18 protein-coding genes and 2 pseudogenes are annotated in these 16,925 nt (G+C 34.5%); 1 reads left to right on the top strand and 19 read right to left on the bottom strand.

The window, feature by feature from the left end; translation table 11 throughout:
- Nucleotides 1-657 precede the first annotated feature (657 nt).
- The 5 genes from IPL35_01650 to IPL35_01630 all read right to left on the bottom strand — a co-directional run bounded on the left by IPL35_01650 (nt 658) and on the right by IPL35_01630 (nt 5,278).
- Nucleotides 658-996, bottom strand: coding sequence for a carboxymuconolactone decarboxylase family protein (locus tag IPL35_01650; protein ID MBK8442177.1), 339 nt, complete (start codon nt 994-996; stop codon nt 658-660).
- Nucleotides 993-2,438 (bottom strand): mannosyltransferase, encoded by a 1,446-nt coding sequence (locus IPL35_01645; GenBank protein MBK8442176.1) that lies wholly within the window; start codon nt 2,436-2,438, stop codon nt 993-995. The genes IPL35_01650 and IPL35_01645 overlap by 4 nt, the downstream gene beginning before the upstream one ends.
- 58 nt (nt 2,439-2,496) lie before the next feature.
- A complete protein-coding gene (locus IPL35_01640) occupies nt 2,497-2,673 on the bottom strand; it encodes a hypothetical protein (protein MBK8442175.1) in 177 nt (58 codons plus the stop codon).
- A 122-nt stretch (nt 2,674-2,795) separates the two neighbouring features.
- Complete coding sequence (locus IPL35_01635) at nt 2,796-4,574, bottom strand: ABC transporter ATP-binding protein (GenBank protein ID MBK8442174.1); 1,779 nt, start codon at nt 4,572-4,574, stop codon at nt 2,796-2,798.
- Nucleotides 4,575-4,849: 275 nt separating this feature from the next.
- A complete protein-coding gene (locus tag IPL35_01630; protein MBK8442173.1) occupies nt 4,850-5,278 on the bottom strand; it encodes a helix-turn-helix transcriptional regulator in 429 nt (142 codons plus the stop codon).
- 98 nt (nt 5,279-5,376) lie between these two features.
- On the opposite strand from IPL35_01630, the gene IPL35_01625 reads away from it, so the two are divergent.
- On the top strand, nt 5,377-6,378 hold the full coding sequence (locus IPL35_01625; GenBank protein MBK8442172.1) for an NADP-dependent oxidoreductase: 1,002 nt from the start codon (nt 5,377-5,379) through the stop codon (nt 6,376-6,378).
- A gap of 143 nt (nt 6,379-6,521) precedes the next feature.
- Here IPL35_01625 and IPL35_01620 read toward each other — a convergent pair whose 3' ends face one another.
- The 14 genes and pseudogenes from IPL35_01620 to IPL35_01555 all read right to left on the bottom strand — a co-directional run bounded on the left by IPL35_01620 (nt 6,522) and on the right by IPL35_01555 (nt 16,922).
- Nucleotides 6,522-7,088: a hypothetical protein gene (locus tag IPL35_01620; protein ID MBK8442171.1), complete on the bottom strand. Its 567-nt coding sequence runs from the start codon at nt 7,086-7,088 to the stop codon at nt 6,522-6,524.
- Nucleotides 7,064-8,143: a peptidase S41 gene (locus tag IPL35_01615; protein MBK8442170.1), complete on the bottom strand. Its 1,080-nt coding sequence runs from the start codon at nt 8,141-8,143 to the stop codon at nt 7,064-7,066. Before IPL35_01615 ends, IPL35_01620 begins: the two co-directional genes overlap by 25 nt.
- A 135-nt stretch (nt 8,144-8,278) precedes the next feature.
- Nucleotides 8,279-8,575 (bottom strand): GNAT family N-acetyltransferase, encoded by a 297-nt coding sequence (locus tag IPL35_01610; protein MBK8442169.1) that lies wholly within the window; start codon nt 8,573-8,575, stop codon nt 8,279-8,281.
- Nucleotides 8,576-8,609: 34 nt separating this feature from the next.
- A complete protein-coding gene (locus tag IPL35_01605) occupies nt 8,610-8,987 on the bottom strand; it encodes a VOC family protein (protein ID MBK8442168.1) in 378 nt (125 codons plus the stop codon).
- A gap of 316 nt (nt 8,988-9,303) precedes the next feature.
- Nucleotides 9,304-9,903, bottom strand: coding sequence for a hypothetical protein (locus tag IPL35_01600; GenBank protein MBK8442167.1), 600 nt, complete (start codon nt 9,901-9,903; stop codon nt 9,304-9,306).
- Nucleotides 9,904-10,856: 953 nt separating this feature from the next.
- Nucleotides 10,857-12,278 (bottom strand): RtcB family protein, encoded by a 1,422-nt coding sequence (locus tag IPL35_01595; protein MBK8442166.1) that lies wholly within the window; start codon nt 12,276-12,278, stop codon nt 10,857-10,859.
- Nucleotides 12,279-12,680: 402 nt separating this feature from the next.
- Nucleotides 12,681-13,286: a winged helix-turn-helix transcriptional regulator gene (locus IPL35_01590; GenBank protein ID MBK8442165.1), complete on the bottom strand. Its 606-nt coding sequence runs from the start codon at nt 13,284-13,286 to the stop codon at nt 12,681-12,683.
- Nucleotides 13,287-13,550, bottom strand: coding sequence for a DUF2024 family protein (locus tag IPL35_01585; GenBank protein ID MBK8442164.1), 264 nt, complete (start codon nt 13,548-13,550; stop codon nt 13,287-13,289).
- 124 nt (nt 13,551-13,674) lie between these two features.
- A complete protein-coding gene (locus IPL35_01580; GenBank protein MBK8442163.1) occupies nt 13,675-13,908 on the bottom strand; it encodes a thioredoxin family protein in 234 nt (77 codons plus the stop codon).
- An 89-nt stretch (nt 13,909-13,997) separates the two neighbouring features.
- Nucleotides 13,998-14,456, bottom strand: coding sequence for a hemerythrin domain-containing protein (locus IPL35_01575; protein MBK8442162.1), 459 nt, complete (start codon nt 14,454-14,456; stop codon nt 13,998-14,000).
- Nucleotides 14,449-15,176: pseudogene (gene ric, locus IPL35_01570) on the bottom strand (iron-sulfur cluster repair di-iron protein). Before ric ends, IPL35_01575 begins: the two are co-directional and overlap by 8 nt.
- Nucleotides 15,173-16,096 carry a tryptophan 2,3-dioxygenase gene (locus IPL35_01565; GenBank protein ID MBK8442161.1) on the bottom strand — a complete coding sequence of 308 codons (924 nt, stop codon included), beginning with the start codon at nt 16,094-16,096 and terminating at the stop codon, nt 15,173-15,175. Before IPL35_01565 ends, ric begins: the two are co-directional and overlap by 4 nt.
- Nucleotides 16,093-16,536, bottom strand: a complete 444-nt coding sequence (locus IPL35_01560; protein ID MBK8442160.1) for a hypothetical protein — start codon at nt 16,534-16,536, stop codon at nt 16,093-16,095. The genes IPL35_01565 and IPL35_01560 overlap by 4 nt, the downstream gene beginning before the upstream one ends.
- Nucleotides 16,533-16,922: pseudogene (locus IPL35_01555) on the bottom strand (group III truncated hemoglobin). The gene IPL35_01560 and the pseudogene IPL35_01555 overlap by 4 nt, the downstream one beginning before the upstream one ends.
- Nucleotides 16,923-16,925: the final 3 nt, after the last annotated feature.

Genomic DNA, 16,925 nt, shown 5'->3' with positions numbered 1-16,925 from the left:
CTTCCCCGAGCGTTGTTTGCAACAAATATAATCCTTTTTTTGAAAGGTGCAAATTTTTCTTTTAGTTTTTTCACCGCCCAACTTTGTCAAAGTTCGAACTTTGACAAAGTTATGACAGAAGCCAATGACGAACCCGCTACACTTTAAAAAATCCTGTTAATCCTTTAATCCTGAAAATCAAGATTCAGACGATTATTAGGCGCAGCACGATATATACCGAGGGTAGCAATTCTTTAGGTGCAGTACGATACCTATCCTGCCGAGGGTAGCAATTTATTAGGTGAAGCACGATATATATCCCGCCGAGGGTAGCAATTCTTTAGGTGCAGTACGATACCTATCCTGCCGAGGAAGGAGTGTAAAATAAACTGTGCTATTGGTAAAAAATAGGGTTATTTAAATGTGAATTTGAATACGGTCTGGGAACATAATTTTAAATTGAACAATGGCGTACTTAAAACAGGTACTTAATTTGTCCCAGTTTCTTTGTCAGGATTGAGGGGGTATTTGATACCTCATTTTTCTTACAGTTTAGCCAGTTCCAATTCAGCCGATTCTTTATTGGCTGCCTGATAAATGGGTCTTAAATCCTGCATAAATTCTTTATGGTCTTTATTTTATATTACTCTGTGCAAGCGAAAATAGCAGAAAAAATATTTACATACTCCGTTTCTCGTATTGGTTCATCATCTGAACACTATGCACTAAGGCTGCGCCTGCTTTTATCGCCGCCGCCACATGCACTGCCTCCATCATTTCTTCTTTTTCAATGCCGCGCTGTAAGCCGTCGGTGGTGTAGGCATCTATGCAGTAGGGGCATTGCAAAGTGTGTGCCACCGCCAGAGCGATGAGCGATTTTTCGCGCTCGCTCAATGCGCCTTCTTCAAAAACTTCGGCGTAATAATCAAAAAACTTTTTGCCTAAGCTTTCGCTCCATCGCGAAATGGCGGAAAATTTTTTTAAATCTTTCGGGTCGTAATAAGTACTGTTGCTCATGGAGTTGTTTTGGGGTGAAATAAAGTATAAAAACGCTGCAAATATACGGGATGCCGCCATTCTGTGTATAAAAAAGCATATATCAAACCATATTCTAAGGCAATCAGCGGCATATTTTCCGCTACTCCATATTGCCGATATGCCGAATAACTCAAAAAAACCGCCCACGACCACAACAGTGCGAAACGATAGCGCGTAAATAAAGACCACAGCAGCACATTGGCTACATACCAGGGGTGAATAGTGCTGCTCTGAAAAAAATACAGCGACACTGGCCACAGCTGCGCCGATATGAGCAGGGGCAGTGTGCGTGTTCCGCCCCGTGCCGCCGATAGCAGGATAGCCGCCGCCGTGAGTACGGGTAATATTTGACCCACCGTGCCAATGATATTGTAGCCTTTGTACCAATATCCGAGTGTTCTGATGATATAATAAAAACTTGCATTGAACTCAAATTTGACGAACCACAAAGCGAGCGTATGCCAATAGTGTTGCAAGGCAGCGGGGTGCAGAAATGGGAGTGCAAGGGCAACATTGACGAGGAAGATAAGGGCACAAAAAATACCAAATTTACGCCACCGACCGAAATAGGGCGCAAGGAAAGGCAGACAGAGCAGTGGCAACAACTTAACCGAAATCGCTGCTCCCAGCAATGCCGCCGCTTTGCGCCACGCCCCCAACGACAAAGCCCACAGCGCGGCGAGCCACGCACAGAGCATCAGGCTTTCAAAATGGGCGTTGGCGGATATTTCGAGGAGAATGAAGGGATTGAGGAAATACAAAAAAATGGTGTGCGGCGGCAGACGGAGTTGTTGCAGGAGTTTTTTTCCGAAATAATAAATGCCCACATCGCTCAGGAGCAGTATTATTTTCATTGCCAATAGAGAAGGGAGTGTTTGCTGCTTGCCGATATACACACATAGGGCAAAAACATATTGGTGCAAAGGCGGATAATTAGAAAAATTATTGGCACTCAGCGCACCCATTTTGGCGTATAGCTCGTGGGCGGCAGGAAATAAAGCGAGATTTTGCTGTAATAATTGTGCGGGTGTGTGGAGGTAGGGATTGATGCCGCAGAGGAGGAGGTTGCCGTCCCATAAAAAGCGGGCATAATCTTGGGAAAGGGCAGGTAGCGACCTCAGCAGCAGGCAGCGAAACAGCAGCCCCGCCGCCCACAAAAAGCGCGTTTCTGTGATACCCCATTTCCGATAAGCCCAGAGTACCGCACCGAAGAGGGTACTATAAGCCGCCAGCAGCCGCACCCACTGCCAACGCTCCACACCATAGCCCAAATACAGCAGCAGTAGTGTTGCCACCGACAGAAACAGTATTTTTTGGAGCAGGGAAGCGGTGTAGTGCATAGGGTGGCGATATTTATAAATATTACCGCAAATCGGCAAACTGTTGCTTCCCGCTTGCCGATTTTTGAATAATTGCCTCACTTGCGGCGATGCGCTTTTTTACTTCCAAAATACTTCAGATTTAATAAAAAAAACAGTGTCAATCCAATAAAGCATATCGTTGGGCATCAATACAATACATTTTTATCATGTAAATCTTCCAAGATAATTCCCAAATCGCTATGTAAGTTTGGCTCGTTTCTTTGAGCCACTGCACTTGTTGGCGTTCTTTTTCTAAGGTAATCGGCGACTTGCTTGGATAGATTTTCCATAGCAAACTTCGCCCGCTCCGAAAAGTATATTTTGCAGTTTATATTTTAAAACAACACCATCTCACAAAATGAGATGGTCAAAACATACGTATTCATTTTTATCAACAATAAATTATATAAATACATCTTATTCAAAAGTAGTCACAATTTTTTCAATGTTCAAACTATTGGCCATTGCACTGAAAATAAAATAATATTCTGATTTATTTTTATACAATTCTTCATGCGTACCGCTTTCAATACATTCTCCTTGCTTTAAAACAATTATTTTAGAAGCATCAATAATTTGCGAAATGCTGTGCGATATAATAATTACAGTTCTGTCTTTTTTTATGGCATCAATACTTTTTTTAATTTGCTCTGTAGCAATGGCATCTAAATTGGCAGTTGGTTCATCTAAGAATATTATAGGTGGATTTTTTAAGAACAATCTTGCGATTGCTATTCTCTGCTGTTGTCCTCCAGACAGCAAGTGTGCATCTGCATCGTACCCCAAAGGAAGTTCAATGATTTGTGAATGGATATAAGCTTTCTTTGCAGCTTCTATCACCTGTTCTCTTGTTGCGTTTTCAAGACCATAAGCAATGTTTTCATGAATTGTACCTTTGAAGATGTGGTTTTTTTGCAACACCAAACCTATTTTACTTCTCAGGTAATGCGTATCGTACTCGCTCAAATCTATGCCATCTAAATATATATTACCTGATTGCGGTTCATAAAACTTATCCAACAAATTGATGATGGTACTTTTTCCTGCCCCACTTAATCCAACTAATGCAGTAATTTCATTGGGATTTATAGTTACATTAATATTTCTTAATGCCTGATGTCCATTGGGATATATAAAATTGAGGTTTTTTATTTCAAACCATCCATTTACTTTTTCGGGTCTGTATTTTCCTGTTATCTCCTTGTATTGTTCAGATTCTATAATGTCAAAAAATCCTTCGGAATAGATCAGTGCATCATTTACTTCATCATATATTCTATGTAATTGTTTGATAGGAGCGGATACATTGCCAAATAACATAATATGGAACATAATCGCACCCAATGACATTTGGTTATTAAGTACAAAATATGCGGTCAAGACAATTATAATAATTACGCCAAATTGTTCTATAAAACTTTTTATACTATCAAAAACAAAACTGATTTTTCGGGTTTTCATTTGATTCTCTGTCATGTCAAATTGAATTTGTTCGTGTTTTTTGGCTTCCACTTTCTCGTTTACGAAACTTTTTATCACCGTAATAGATTCAATTAAATTGATAATTCTACTGCTTTTACTTTCACGGTATTTACGCATATTTCTGCGAAACCCACTCAGTTTATTGGCTTGAATACTACTTACATAAAAATAAAATGGCACCATGATAAGCCCCACCAAACCAACATATATATTGGCAAAAAACATTACACTAAGTGCTACAATGGCGTTTGCAAACAAAGGCAAAATATCAATAAAAAAATTTTGAACCAATCGTGTTAAACTCGAAATTCCCAGATCTATTCTTGTCTGGAGTTTTCCACTGTCATTTTCAGGGGCATTATAAAAATCCAATTTATAGGTCAATATCTTTTCTACTATGGATTGAGATAAGTCTCTGCTGATAAATATTCTCAGCTTTTCTCCATAGAATTTTTGTCCAAATTGAATTAAAGCGTTCAATATTTCCTTTGAAAACAAAATCAAACTAATAAACAATAATAAGGTAAAGCCAGCTTTCAATGGCTTTTTATCAACCATCAAATTATCAATAGAATCTACGGTATAGCGCAAAATAAAAGCATTGACTTGTGCAGCAAATGACCCCAATAGTGTTAGTAAAAGGGTGAAAATAATGATTGTTTTATAGGGCTTTATAAAAGGTGTTATTTTTCTTAGCAGTTGGAATATAGACATATTTTTTAAAGTCTTTCTGATAATTAAAGGTCAATCGTTCAATCAAAGAACGAAAGCTGAGCCTTGCACAAATATACCCAATCGAAGCCGTTCAACCCCGCTTTAGACATTCCCATTTTTGTAATATTACTATTGGTTCATTATTTCTCCAATTGTGTATGAAAATTTCGGAAAAGGGCCAAAATAGAAATACTTTTGCCCAAATTTACAAAAATGTTCAATAGAATACACATTTTTTAACCTTGCAATTTTGACCCACTTTTGACAAACGCCTATTAGCTGCTGCTTTTTTTCTCAATATCTTTTTTTAATTTTTGTATTGTTGCCTTGATAAACATTTCCTTGTCTTTTTTTATTTCTTTTAAAGCCGCTTTTTTATTTTTGTCTATTTCGTAATATTTATCTGCCCAAAAACCTATTTCTATAATTATAGGAAGTAAGTCTATTCCTTTTTGTGTTAGTTTGTAAAGTACTTTTGCTTTGCTTTCTGGGTGTTCATATTTTGTTATAATTCCGTTATCCTCCAACATTTGCAAACGAGTAGCCAAAATATTGGTAGCTATTTTTTCTTCAGCTTTTAAAAAGTCGCCATAAGTACAGGGTTGGTTTTCTATTAAATCTCTCACTATAAGCAATGACCATTTGTCGCCCCAAATATCAAGAGAACAACTTACCGGACAATTCGATCTTTTTTTTAGTTTCATAAAATAATTTTTAAAAACAACTTGCAAATTAAAAGTTGTTTATATCTTTGTACTTGCAAATTGAAAGCAAAATTAAATACAATAATTTGATAAAAAAAATGAAAGCATTTGCAATAAATCGTTATAACAAAACAGATAAACTTCAATTGGTTGAAGTAGAAATGCCAACAATAAAAGAAAACCAAGTATTAATACAAATTTATTCGGCGAGTATCAATCAGTTGGATTCAAAACTAAAAAGTGGTGAATTTAAAATGATTTTGTCCTACAAATTTCCATTGATTTTAGGGCACGATGTGGCAGGAATTGTTACCAAAGTTGGTTCAAAAGTGACCAAATTCGAAGTTGGTGATGAAGTATTTGCGCGACCAAGAGATTTTTCTATCGGAGCTTTTGCCGAATTTATAGCCATCAATGAAAATGATTTGGCACTGAAACCAAAAAATATTTCAATGGAAGAGGCTGCATCTATTCCATTGGTTGGATTAACCGTTTGGCAAGCATTTGTAGAAAAGGCAAATCTCCAAAAAGGTCAAAAAGTATTTATTCAAGCAGGTTCTGGTGGTGTTGGAACAATTGCTATTCAGTTGGCAAAACATTTGGGTGCAACTGTCGCCACAACTACAAGTGCAGATAATTTTGATTTAGTAAAAAGTTTGGGTGCTGATGTGGTAATTGATTATAAAACACAAGATTTTGAAACTTTGCTGAAGGATTACGATTTGGTGCTAAACAGTCAAGACGAAAAAACATTGGAAAAATCTTTAAATATTTTAAAACCCAAAGGCAAAGTAATTTCAATTTCTGGTCCGCCCGATGTGGTTTATGCCAAAGAAGTTGGCTTGTCGTGGTTAATGAAAATTGCCATACGTTTGTTGAGTTTCAAAATAAAACAAAAAGCAAAAAAATTAAATATAGATTATTCGTTTTTGTTTATGCAAGCGAATGGAAAGCAGTTGTCAGAAATTGGAACATTGATAGAAGCAGGAAAAATTCGCCCAATTATTGACAAAGTGTTTCCATTTGAACAAACCAATGAAGCTTTGACGTATGTAGAATCTGGTCGGGCAAAAGGGAAAGTAGTAATAAAAATCAGATAAAAGTTGTATGTTTTTGGTTGTTTATTAGGCGCGGTTTTGGGCTTGGCAAAGGTGGGGTTTTTGAAATACGAAATGTTCAATAGAATGTACATTCTTTAACCTTGCAATTTTGACCCAATTTAATACCGATGTTGGATGTTCGTTCATTTATTCTGTTCCATTTTTTTTATCACAAAATCCAATTGGCTATCATATTTTGTTTTTAGGTCTTTTGGTTCAATTTGTATTTCAAAAGCAGGTTTAATTCCTTTTAAGTCATTTCCAACCTGTGGTGTTCTCATTTTATATTGAAAAGTAGGAATCCAAACTAATGTTTTAGAATAGGGTAAAACAAATGCTTGTCCACCCGAATTGCTATAATTGCTTCCTTGTGAATATTCTCCATAAAATGTTCCAATTTTATATTCTCTCATCAATGCTAATAAATGTCCTGTCGTAGAAAAACAGCCACCATTTATTAATACACCGATTCTTCCTTTATAATAATTTGGTTTGTTTTCCTGTTTTTCAAACCACCAATAATCAGTAGAGTCCGTTTCAGTGTAACGATGTAATACCAAATAAATATCTAAATGACACAGTGTGTAAAATCTTCTATTTTGTAATGATGTGGCTGATATTATTGCTAATATAAGCCACTTTAAATGGAATTGAATTAGTAAAATAACTATGCCAAATAGATATTTTAATGGTATAAACCGTTTTTTAATGTAGTTTCTGCAATATTGATTTCTTGAATATTGTCAGGATATTGAGCATAATGTTTCCATTCTTTTACGCTAGTAAATTTTGCACCTACATAATCAAAATAGTAGTAAGGCTTATTCACTAAATAGGAAAACAAATAGTTTGCTATTTCAGGTGCGCCACCACTATTATCTCGTAAATCAATAATTAGATTTTGGATTTTTAAACTATCAAGTCGGTTAAAGAAATTATCTAATTGCGTTTCTGCAATTTTTCTATCTGCTTCATTATAGCTATTTTCAAAAGAATGAAATTTTAATATAGCTGTCTCATTGTCTCTAAATTCTGTGGAAAGTGGCTCAATATGTTCATTGATATATTTTGTGAAAGTTTCATAACTGACTCCCTGCAAAGAGATTGTTTTTTTCTTCTTGTTTATATCCAAATATTCAATAGTAAAATGTTCTGTTTGATTGTAAATGAAATAGTAAAAAGGAAAGTTTTTTAATCGTGTGTTTAACCCCGTTTCATTTCTTGCTTCAAGATGAATATACTTTTGAATTTCATTTAGTACAGAATGGATATCCTGTCTATTAATTTTAAGAATTTTTAAACCCAAATAATCTTTCTTTCCTTCAGTTGATTTGCCCAAATAATAGTTGTCCCTAATTTTATAGATACTGAAAGGAAACACTAATCGTTCATTCAGTAAAGAAATAATTTGTGTTCTGTCAACTGCTGTATGTCCATCTTTGATTTTTGCCATTAGTGTGGCAGTTAGTTTAAAATACTCTACAATAGAAAGGTCTGAATTAATTGAATTCTTTAAACTCAAAAAAGTTTTGTCAAATTCATTTTTTGAGCAGAACATAAATTGTCCTGGATGAATGGTATTTGTCAAATTATACAGTTCAGTAAATTCAGCTATAACACTATCTTTTTTCAATGTTTTGTCCAACAAATTGTTCTTTACTTCTGTTTTTTGTCCAAAAGAAAAGTTGTTTGTAAAAAGTAATAATGTCAATAAAAATTTAAATACGACGTTAGCCGTTGTTTTTTTCTCAATTCTCAATTCCATTATTGGTAAATATCTGCTTTTTATCGAACTTTCAAGTCTCCCAATTACTTCAAAGCCAAATTTTTTGTAAAATTTTTCAGCATTTGGCTCTGCATCAAGAGTTATTTTGTTTATACCTAAATGTTTTACTTTTTTTTAAAAGTCGTTCATTAGGATTTTGCCAAATCCTTTTCCTATAAACTCCGGAAGAATAAAAATATTATCAAGTTTTATAGTTTTTTCGTCAATAAAAAAATAGGAATAATATCCAATAATTTGGTCGTTTTGAACAAGTTTAAATACCTTGTTTTTTTCAATATAGTCTTTTGTAATAGTCAATAAATGCTCCCATTTTTTCAAAACTTCTTCAGAAAATCCCCAATAAGCTTTTGACATTTTTGTTATCGTTGTCAATAGCTCATTATCAGCAGGTTCAGCTTTAAGTATATCCATTTTTTATACAGTTTATTGTTCATCTGTTTCCATATTATTTCAATTTCCAAGGCGGGTTTAATCTGTTTTCACCTGCATAGTATAATATCAAATGGTTATTGTCAATGTCTTTCAAATGTGCTTCACGCCATAACCAATTTTTGTCGTTTGGCATTTCGTCAAATTCAACTCCCTTGCCCAATAGTTCGCTAACATATTTGTCAAGATTGTCACACTCAAAATAAATGTGAATTCCGTTTCCTGTTGATAGTTTTTCTACTCGTTGTATTGAAAATGTTGAAGTTCCGTCTGGACATTCAAATCTTGCATAATGAGGTAGCGATTTTACTATTAGTTTCAGTCCAAGTGTTTCATAAAAAGGTATAGATTTTTCGAGGTCTAAGGAAGAAATTGTAATTTGATTTAAGTTCATCTTTGATTACTTTCTGTTTATAAGTGTCAGTTTTCAAAATAACAGCTAACATTTTAGGCTTGCTGAAGGTGAGGAATTAGAAGTACAAATATTCAATTTAGCACCAAAATTCATTAGAAGTACAATACCCTAATTTAGTACAAATGCCCCACTTTTGACAAACTCTTGTTGGTGGCTGGATTTTATTATCTTTAGTCTTGGTGTTCAGAAAATAAATAAATTCGTTGTTTTGCCATTTCCGTTTTAATACTACTATAATATGCTGGTTCGTTGCTCATTTTTGTCACATCATATTTTCTTAAACGAACAATTGCTTCTAATTTTTTTGAATCCATCGTTTTATCTGTTGTTTTATAAAATGAAAGCTGTAGGATAAATCCTTGGGGTCTTTTAATACAAAATTGGCTATGATTGTATGCTTTTTTAAATCTTGTGTACTTGTACTGTCCAAATCTTCAATTGGTATTCCATAATTTTCAAATTGTGGAAAATTTGAACTGTTCAGTCCTAAAAAAACTGTATATAAAATATCATTTGCATTAATATCTACAATATCGTTCTTGTTGCAAAAGCCAAACAATGGAATTTCAATAGTTGCAAGTTTTTGAATACCATAAATATTTTTATAAAGCCTAATTCCTTTAATTGCTTTTTCACTATTTCTATCATAACAATATCTATTGTTTTGTTTGTTTAGAAATAATTGAAACTCTTTATCTGTAACTTTATAGCCAAACTCCAACATAGATTTACCTTTGCTATCGTATGTTTCAGTATCCCAAGTTAAAAAGTAGGCAGTAAAAGAAGTTTTATTTTTTAAAACAATTTTTGCTTTAAAAATTACGGGACTAATACTTGCAGTTACCTTCGTAAATGAAAAAATAGTCAGTAAAAATAGTATGATTATATATTTCATTTTTTAGTACAAAGGTTCAATAAGGTACCAAATGCTCAATTTAGCATTACTGCCTCCATTTTGGCAAATCCGTATTATAGCCAGTGTTTTTTGTTTTTTATTTTACTAATAGTATTTTTCAATTCCCAAATAGTCTATTAATACGAAGAATACTTTATAAAGAACTACACCCAAAATACCTGATAGTCCGATACTAATTAAAATCAAAGTAGCAAAATACGCCAATTTTGGATTGTTGCTTGACCTAAAAATAGGTAAAATCCAAAAGGAACAAAAATCATAAATATTAGAATTCTAAATGCTGGACTTAATGCCCAAACTTTACCTTCAATTAAATATGATAAGCAAATCAGTCCAAAAATTGAAACTAAAATATAAGTCCAAAAATGACTTCCATAGGGGTTATTTCCTTCATTCTATAAAGTTTGAAGCAATTAATCCATGCAAATATTGAAAGTCCAAACGCACCAAGTAAAAAAGGTAAGATGATTATCCCCATAATTTTATTGTTTTGTTAATTAATGTTTAAAGTTCAGTTTGCTGTTCTGTTTTCAGGTTTCAAGATTTTGTTTTTTAAGTCAAGGCTTGAAAAGGTCTTTTTAACCGAAAGGTAAAAATGTAAAGATAAAGACATTTGTGATGAGTTGTTAGTTCAGTGTACATACTACCAAATCAAATTACGCCTTATTAATACCCTTGCCTTTTTGTATTTATTAGTTTCGATAAAATATTATTTTGAAGAAAAAACTCCAAAATCCACGAAGTGTTTGGTCTCAAGTTACATTATGATGATTTTCAAGGCGGTAATTTGTTATTAATTTTTTATAGTTGTTGCTAATAGTTTCGCAGCTTAACATTCGGGGGGGATTATGGGTACAAAAAATCAACAAGCACAGAACTTGAATAGTAGCTCCAAGTTTGCACATCGCCACGCCTAACACAAAAAAAACTTGTTATATGCGGTTTTTCTTCTTATTCGTCTGTTTTTTCGCTATTTTCTGGTCTGTTTTATACTTCTCTCTCGTTTTCACTTTCCAAGGTGCGTCAATTTCCCAATCTCCCGCCATTATGCAACCGAATGGCATAATCTCGTCAAGCACTTCTCCAAGTCCAAATTCTCGCATTTGTCGTTTTACCATATCAGCATTTTTGTAAGCACTTGGTAATTCAGAAATGTCAATATTATTAGAGAAAAAGCGAATGTCTAAACCTTGCGTTTCTTCGTGAAAGATTTGTTCAATTGTCTTATGAGAGTTGTTTTTCTTATGTCGTCCACGACTAATATTTCGACCTGCTCCGTGAGGTGCAAACCCTAAATTGTTGGCTGTTGTGCTGCCTTTTACGATTAAAACGGGTTCGCTCATATTTAATGGAATAAGTCGTAAACCGTCTTTGCTGTCTGGAACAAACTTGTCGTCTAATGGCGTTGCACCTTTGGCGTGATAGAACAAATCATTTTCCTTAAACACAAAATTATGCTCGTTCCAAAACCTGTCGAATGGGTCAATTCTCAACCCTTGAGTTGTTGCATTGTGAATGGTTGTGTGGTTTAGTTTTGTCCACTCTCTAACCAATTGCAATGCTTCCCAATAAGCTTTTCCTTCATCTGTTTCGAAAGGAATCCAAGCATTTTTCTCGGCTGTTTTTGGTGAAATTTCTTTTCTGAAATATTCAGCCACTTTCATTCCTTGTGTATAAAGGTTTGCACCAAAGCCACGACTACCGTGGTGGGTAACCATCACTGTTTCTCCTGTCTTTTTTGAAATACCAACAAAAAGAAAATGATTTCCGTCTCCTTGTGTCGCCAAATGCGACTTGGCAAAACTTAAACTGCGTTCTGAGTTCAGGAATTTGTTTTGTAAAATCTTTTCTTCAAAGTCTTTTGGTAATACTGAATATTCTTCACGTCCGCCACCACCGAAATGGGTTACGGAATGAGCCATATCCAATACAGCCTTTGGCGATAACATTCCAAAATTTGTCATCATCACAGAACAGCAAATATCTGCACTGTGCATTGAAGGGTGAATTGCGTTTTTCGCAATTACAACACCACCAACTGGAATTTGTCCTTCTCCTGTCGGGCAAGCGTCTGGCATAACTGCACCACCAATCAAAGTTGGGGTTTTCATCAGGTCTTGCATGGTGTCAAGAACCATTTTTACATTGTCCACTTCTTCTTCTGTCTCGGCTCTTATGTTTTTATAAAAGTCAATAGGCTCAGAATGTGGGTCAATATACTTAGGTCGAACCGACTCAATGTAGTCCTTCAATCTATCGCCACTAAGATTATTTTGATTAGCATAGTCAATTACGTCTTTGAACCATTTGCTTGGTTTAAATCCTAAGTCTATTATGTCTTTTCCTGTTATCATTTTCTCATTTATTGTCTGTTTGTTGTATTGGGTTGCGGTCTGTTAAAATCGCATATAACGAATCAGTTTCTTGCGATGTGCGGACGTTAGGAGCATTTCCGTAATTCCATTGTTTGAGGAAAGTTTTTTTATTTACCATTAATACTTTATTTGTATATTACAAATGTACAAAGCATTTCATTTTTGGACTAAAATAATTTTTTAATTTCTTATAACGATTTTGGGCTTTGCGAAGGTGGTGATTTACACTACTAAATTTTATACGAAGCACTGAACCCGCCACTTTTGCCCTGAAACTGTTTTTTTCTAAAAGAAGTTTGATTTCATTTGCGTTTCTCTCCGAATACTCCGCTGCATTTTTTATTCTACTTTTAATCGTAACTAAATTTCCAAAGATTAAGCTTATTGTTGCAATGCGTGTTCGGGGCAATCAATTCTCAAATCGCTTTCAACAAGTTGGTTTTCCAATAGTTTACAGTAATGAATACCATTGTTATATTGGTAATTCAAACAAGTAAAACACATTCGTTGAAGGGTAATAATACCCGATTGATTCAAGTCATAAATTATTTTTAGCAATCCATTCAACATTGTGGTTTTCTGCTCTTCCGTCAGCTTTTCTAAGGGTTGCTCAAAAGACGAAGCAAAAAAAGATGCTTTTTTCGCTGTTTTTCTCCCTTCTGACGTTAGCGAAAGAGAATAGCTTCTAGTGTCGGCTGTGTCTATTTCTTTAGCGACAAAACCTTTGGCAAGCAGCACTTTTATGCTATCGCTAATGGTGGCTTTGGTCATATTGAACTCATCTGCCAAATAGCCCACCTTGCATTTTTCTTGAGAATGAAAATGAATAAAAATCAGAATCTGAATTTGTATTGGACTTAGCGAATTTTCTTTACTTTCATTCCAAAGTAATACCCGAAATACTTCTGAAATTCGCTCAAGTGCCACTACAATTCGACTTTCAACCTTTTGGTTTTGCTCGCTTAAATTAAAAGGGGAGTATTTCATTTAATTACAATTTTCCATTTCAATAATAAAGTAACCTTTTTGTTTAATTTCTGTTTCCCATTGAGGTTTGATGTTTTGGATGTGACAAAACCTGCACTCTTTTGATGATAGGGCTTGCCCGTCTTGTCTTTTGGTTTTTAAATATTCTTTGCCATAACCGTAAATAAGGGCAGTGTCATTAATTTCTTGTGGTGCAATGATGTCGAAATGCATCACAGTACCGTCTTTTTTAGTTACATAGGTGTCCCAAACTGCTACTTTCATTGTATTTATGATTTTTGCTGGTAAAAAACAACAAAACAAAACTGCTGTAATTAACCGCTTCAATTATTAAATTAGAATTAAAGCCCTGCAAAGATAGGAATCCTAACAATGCAGGGCAAATTTTTTAACCTTTTACGTCAGCTATAGACGCTCCATAATTGATGTGAAGGACATTTCCGTTTGGAGTAAGCAATGCGGGTACAGATTTCACACCCGCTTTTTCTGCTTCTGCAATTCGATTGCGGTCTTCGCCAATGTGAACGATTTCTACATTATCGGCACCAATTAGGTTTACGATGTCGTGCTCTGCACTGACGCACACAGGGCATCCTGCGTGATAGAAAATTGATTTTGACATTTTTTAATGATTTAAATGGTGGTGTGGCATTATTGCTAAGGTAAATATAGTAAGGATTCCTAACAATAAAAAATACTACGAGCATATTTTTATGATACCCAAAATTCATCTGCCCATTCATTTTGTAAATCTATGGTATGAACCAATGATATTTTTTCCAAATCTTGTGCAGTAGCCACCTTTTGAATCTCATTAAAAAGCACTCTTTCTTCAAAACGAATGTGCTTTTCAAGTTCTTCTTCAATTAGGCTTATTGATTCTAATGACGCTTCAGTACTTTCAAAAAGACCTTTCAGTTTTCGGTGCTCTGCTTTGGCTTGTTTTATAAGCGAGTGATCATTACCCAAAATCGAAAAAACATAAGTTTCTTCCATTTCAAAATGATGGGATAAATGATTTTTCCAGTACCAATCTGTGTAACGCTTTATTCTCTCTATCGCTACGTTTTTCTTAATTCCTGTTCTTATTTTCCAACAAAGCAACAAACCGTAATGGTGTTCTCGACTTAATGGCTTTAGTGCTTCTATTCTTTTAATAGAATTAGGCATTTGATAATTGTTTTTCAAGCTCAATGGCTCTTGGAAACAGAATATTGTTTTCCAAATGAATATGCAAATGTAAATCCTGTTCAAATTCTTTCAACAATGCAAATGTCACTCGATAAGTATTGCAGGCATCCTGCGGTGGCGTGTAATTATTGCTTAATTCTTCAATTTTTCTAAAACGGTCGCCTTCGGTAGTGTGTTCATTCATCATCATTTGAATGGGGTTTTGAATGGTTCCGAAATGTGGAGTTTCAAGTTTTATTTTTTCTTGTTTTGCTTTTGCCATTTTGCGCATATAAGGAAACAAAACCAATTCTTCTTTTTTCATGTGCATCGCCAACTCACCGGCAGTTGCATTAAAATGTTCATTTATTTCAAGCAATTCAGGATGGCGACTGCCGTGTACGCGACAAATTTTTGCAAGGTATGGTTTTATCTCTAGTGTTTTTCTTCCACATAACGATGATGCTTTTTTTCGATGTAATCTGCCAATAAATTAATAGGCCAAGCTTGGTAATCAATATTGCCTTCTGATTGCGATTGCAACAGTGCATTTAAATCTGAAACTACCGATTTTTCATTTAAATTTTTTGCCTCGCAGGCATCATTAATGGTTCTATTTCCTTGACAACAAAAATCGATTCCATATTTTTTGAATACCGATGCGGTACGATAGTCTTGTGCTACCAATTCTCCAATGATGCTATTTTCTTGAATGTTCATACTTTTTTGTTTTGAATGTTATTTCCCCAATTTGTTATTTCTTCAGTAGTCCAAAGCGTTGGGAAAAATTTACGCTGTTGGAATTTTGGATGTAAATATTTTTTCCATTCACTGCCACCTGTGGCAGCTTTACTTTCGCCTTTTGAATCAAGATAATGTTGTGCAGTTTCCAAATGAACTAAAGGCCAAGCCACATTATATAAATGGTCAAATTCTCTTAGTTTATCTTTCAATGTATTAGAGCAATTTGTCATTTTTAGGAATTTATCCTCTAAAGTTATCCCTTTTGTTTTATTTGCTAAACCGATTAAGCATTCCAAATACTTTTCTTCAAACTGACGTAGTGTTAGCGATTTTTCTCCTGTAATTCGATTTAAACCTGCATCTTTCCAATAGATGTGTTCGAAATATTCGTTAATAGAGGGATGCGCTCCAATTCTCTTTTTACCTTCTTCGTTAATTAGGTTTTCTAATCGAGTGCAATAAATTTCTATCAATCGAAAAGTAACTGATTGGAATCCACTTGCAGGAGTAAGCGTGCTTCTGAATGTATTATAGTCCTCATAATTCATTCCGTACTTCATCACATCAAATGAGCCGATGAGCATTTTGGTGTAACGGTTTAATCGTTCCAATTTTTCTAACCAAATTGTCTCTTCAAATGGCTCATAAACCAATTGTTTAATCTCGTGTACCATCATTTTTAAGAATAATTCTGTGACCTGATGGTACATAATAAAAATCTCTTCGTCTTTAAAGTTTGTACGTGGCCTCTGTAAAGAAAGCAGCGTATCTACTTCCACATAATCCCAATAGTTGATGGGTTTAGCGTGTAAAAGACCTTTAAGATAGGTTTCCGAATTTTCTCCTAATTGCTGATATTTTTTTTCAATATCATTGATTAATTTTTCTTTGTTCATATTGATTTATTTTTAAAAAGTGATATTCCAAAAATGGACAAGCAAGCCACCTTGATAATTTCCATACCTACATAGTACAATTGAAGGTTAGGTGCTGCGGGAATTTGCGCTTTAATGTGCCTCTCTGGTCTTGTATCTAGTGCAGGTAACGTCCAAGTTGTTTGAATGATGAGTAAAATCAGTGGAATAAAATAGAGTAGGCTATTTACTGATAAAAAAATGCTTTTTGATAGAATTAAATTTAACAATATAGCAATTGCCAAAACCCATTCTACTTTGTTGAGTGCGCTAAAAACCAATCTGCCAATACCAAGTCCTAATTGAACTGTAATTCCCGGTGCTCTAAACTTGAGCCAAGCTTCCATAAAACTAATAGCACAAACAAATCCTATCCAAAGAAATGTTGCAATAAGTGCTATAGGCATTTTAACTGTTATCATAATAAAGGTATAGTTGGGTTATTTTTATAATATTCAATTTTGGAATGAAACATCTCTGCCATTCGTTGTCCTTGCCACTTAGCTCTTTCCGCTTTTGTGCCGCTAAAATGTTCATCTACTGTTGCATAAAACAATTCGAGCCATTGGTCAAAATGCTCTTTATCCACAGGCAATTTAGCGTGTGGCACAAATGGACTTCCATAATAGGTATGTTCGTCCAACAAAACCGTTTGCCAAAAGCGATACATTTTTTCAAGATGTTGAGGTCAGCGGTCTTGAATTTTATTGTTGAAAATATCTTTTAGTTTTTCGTCATCACGAATTTTTCCGTAAAAGTCATCGACTAAAAGTTTAACGTCTTCTATGTTTGATATGTCTTTTTTCATTTT

Source organism: Sphingobacteriales bacterium (assembly GCA_016711285.1).
Classification (GTDB): Bacteria; Bacteroidota; Bacteroidia; order Chitinophagales; family UBA2359; genus JADJTG01.
Note: the sequence above shows the minus strand (reverse complement) of the source record. Positions and strands in the feature narration are given on the sequence as shown.

Excerpts from the sequence above, each read along its gene's own strand:
- IPL35_01565 (MBK8442161.1), bottom strand. The coding sequence starts at position 16,096 with ATGAACAAAGAAAAATTAATCAATGATATTGAAAAAAAATATCAGCAA.
- IPL35_01650 (MBK8442177.1), bottom strand. The coding sequence starts at position 996 with ATGAGCAACAGTACTTATTACGACCCGAAAGATTTAAAAAAATTTTCC.
- IPL35_01605 (MBK8442168.1), bottom strand. The coding sequence starts at position 8,987 with ATGAACTTAAATCAAATTACAATTTCTTCCTTAGACCTCGAAAAATCT.
- IPL35_01560 (MBK8442160.1), bottom strand. The coding sequence starts at position 16,536 with ATGATAACAGTTAAAATGCCTATAGCACTTATTGCAACATTTCTTTGG.
- IPL35_01580 (MBK8442163.1), bottom strand. The coding sequence starts at position 13,908 with ATGTCAAAATCAATTTTCTATCACGCAGGATGCCCTGTGTGCGTCAGT.
- IPL35_01610 (MBK8442169.1), bottom strand. The coding sequence starts at position 8,575 with ATGGATATACTTAAAGCTGAACCTGCTGATAATGAGCTATTGACAACG.
- IPL35_01600 (MBK8442167.1), bottom strand. The coding sequence starts at position 9,903 with ATGAAATATATAATCATACTATTTTTACTGACTATTTTTTCATTTACG.
- IPL35_01575 (MBK8442162.1), bottom strand. The coding sequence starts at position 14,456 with ATGCCTAATTCTATTAAAAGAATAGAAGCACTAAAGCCATTAAGTCGA.
- IPL35_01625 (MBK8442172.1), top strand. The coding sequence starts at position 5,377 with ATGAAAGCATTTGCAATAAATCGTTATAACAAAACAGATAAACTTCAA.
- IPL35_01635 (MBK8442174.1), bottom strand. The coding sequence starts at position 4,574 with ATGTCTATATTCCAACTGCTAAGAAAAATAACACCTTTTATAAAGCCC.
- IPL35_01630 (MBK8442173.1), bottom strand. The coding sequence starts at position 5,278 with ATGAAACTAAAAAAAAGATCGAATTGTCCGGTAAGTTGTTCTCTTGAT.
- IPL35_01590 (MBK8442165.1), bottom strand. The coding sequence starts at position 13,286 with ATGAAATACTCCCCTTTTAATTTAAGCGAGCAAAACCAAAAGGTTGAA.
- IPL35_01585 (MBK8442164.1), bottom strand. The coding sequence starts at position 13,550 with ATGAAAGTAGCAGTTTGGGACACCTATGTAACTAAAAAAGACGGTACT.
- IPL35_01615 (MBK8442170.1), bottom strand. The coding sequence starts at position 8,143 with ATGGAATTGAGAATTGAGAAAAAAACAACGGCTAACGTCGTATTTAAA.
- IPL35_01595 (MBK8442166.1), bottom strand. The coding sequence starts at position 12,278 with ATGATAACAGGAAAAGACATAATAGACTTAGGATTTAAACCAAGCAAA.